Origin of the sequence: Pseudoalteromonas sp. Z1A6, assembly GCF_011378745.1 — a bacterium.
Classification (GTDB): domain Bacteria; phylum Pseudomonadota; class Gammaproteobacteria; order Enterobacterales; family Alteromonadaceae; genus Pseudoalteromonas; species Pseudoalteromonas arctica.
The window spans coordinates 1-1,893 of record NZ_WTKW01000533.1 but is presented as its reverse complement, the minus strand read 5'-3'; the positions used below and the strand labels follow the sequence as shown (position 1 = coordinate 1,893).

Below are 1,893 nucleotides of genomic sequence, written 5' to 3'. Positions count from 1 at the left end.
TACAAGTGTTTTTTAAGAAACTCAGTAACCTCTTTGTATTGTACTTTTAAGCTTTCTGGGTCATCAAATAAGTGTGTTCCGTCATCAATTTCAACATACTTTATATTTAAATTTCGCTTTGCTTTATCATAAAAATATTTTGATTGTCGATAGTCAACTCTCGTATCTTTTGTCCCATGGATAAGTAAAAGTGGGGCTTTAATTCGGTTAATCATATTGATTGCCGAAACCTCAGATAATGCATCAACGGCTTTACTATCAGTCATATCAACAATATTACCTAGGTAGGCATCTTGTCGCTCTTCATCTTCAACTAACCCTTTTAGATCCGATATTCCAGAAATACTAATAATACATTTAAAGCGATCGGGCTCTTGCCATGCAGCTGTTAATGCAACATAACCACCATAACTTGCGCCATAAATACATGCATTATTTTTTGATGTTAATCCGGTTCTAGTAGCCCAATCCATTGCATCATATACATCTTGTTGCATACGTTTACCCCACTGATAATAACCATCAGTTTCAAAAGCACTACCAAAACCTTCTGAGCCCCTGAAGTTCACTTGCAATACCGCATAACCTAAACTAACTAAATATTGAAGCTCTCGATTAAAGTATTTGTAGTCTCGACTATGAGGTCCTCCGTGAGGCATTACAATTAGCGGCGGAGTTTTAATCCCTTCTGGTTTTGTAAAATAGCCTGAGATTTCAGCTCCATCGCTCGCTTTAAAGCTATAGTTTTGCACTGGTACAAATTTATTACGTGCTAAATAAGGAAATTTAGATAACCAAGCGCCGCCCTTCTTTGTGTTTAAATCAAAATAATAATAAGTAGGGCTGACTGAATCACTTATTACATTTACAAGAATTCGTGTTCTATCTTTACTGCGGCTAACAATACTAGCTTGCTTATCACCAAATAAATTAGTAACCATAAGCTCTTGCTTACCGTCTACCTCTGAAAAATAATGGCTCTTGTAGAAATCATCATAGTAGCCAACCCCTATAAAATCGCCCTCACTATTAACGATTGCATTATTTATATCGTATTTATCATTGCTATAAACAAGCTCTTCAAACTCCCCTGACTCGATATCATATGACCATAAAGCTTGTCTGTGTAATACACGATCAGAAAGGACGTAAGCTTTTGTACCATCTTCATTAAGGCCTTGGATGGAGAAAGTACTATCTTCACCCAAAATATGGGTATGAATCATTTTTAATGCTTCATCTTTCTTTGCTCGATACCATATTGAAGCAATAAACTTATCATCTTTTTTATCAATTGCGATCCCCAGGCGTAAAACTCCCTTAGGATCTGCATACCAACTTCCAATATTTTCTTTATTCCTCTGAATTTTATCAAAACTAGAATCACCTAATTCAACTTTAAAAACAGAATAAGCTTTATCTTTTTCATCAAACGTTGACACTAGCGCGAAATCTGGCTCATTTTTAAGTGAGGAAACGAGCCTGAAACTCTGATATCTATACCACCTATATTCAGAAAAACGTCGCGTAGTTAGCATTTTACTTTCATTGGTTTCAACATTGATCGAATATAACCTTGAAACTCTCATGTATTGACCATTGACATATTCAGGGTAACTAGCAGAAACAATGATATATTTATTACCTGACCAACGAATAAAGTCGACTCTGTCTTTATCTTTTTTGAGACTTGCTAATATATTGAATTCGATACTAGGAAATTTAGCTAAACTGATAGTAGGACCTTCAGCAGTATTATAAAGTGTTGCTATCATTTCTCCATTTGGCGATATTTGTGGTTGCTCTACCATTGGAAGTTTAGCGTAAGACTCCCAAGGTTTATCTTTTGCATAAACTACAGATGTAGTTAATAAAAAAAATAAGAGTATTATT

At 35.0% G+C, this 1,893-nt stretch carries 1 protein-coding gene; it reads right to left on the bottom strand.

The window, feature by feature from the left end:
- A partial coding sequence (locus tag GQR46_RS19205; RefSeq protein WP_240922932.1) for an alpha/beta fold hydrolase occupies positions 1-1,893 on the bottom strand: 1,893 nt, incomplete at both ends.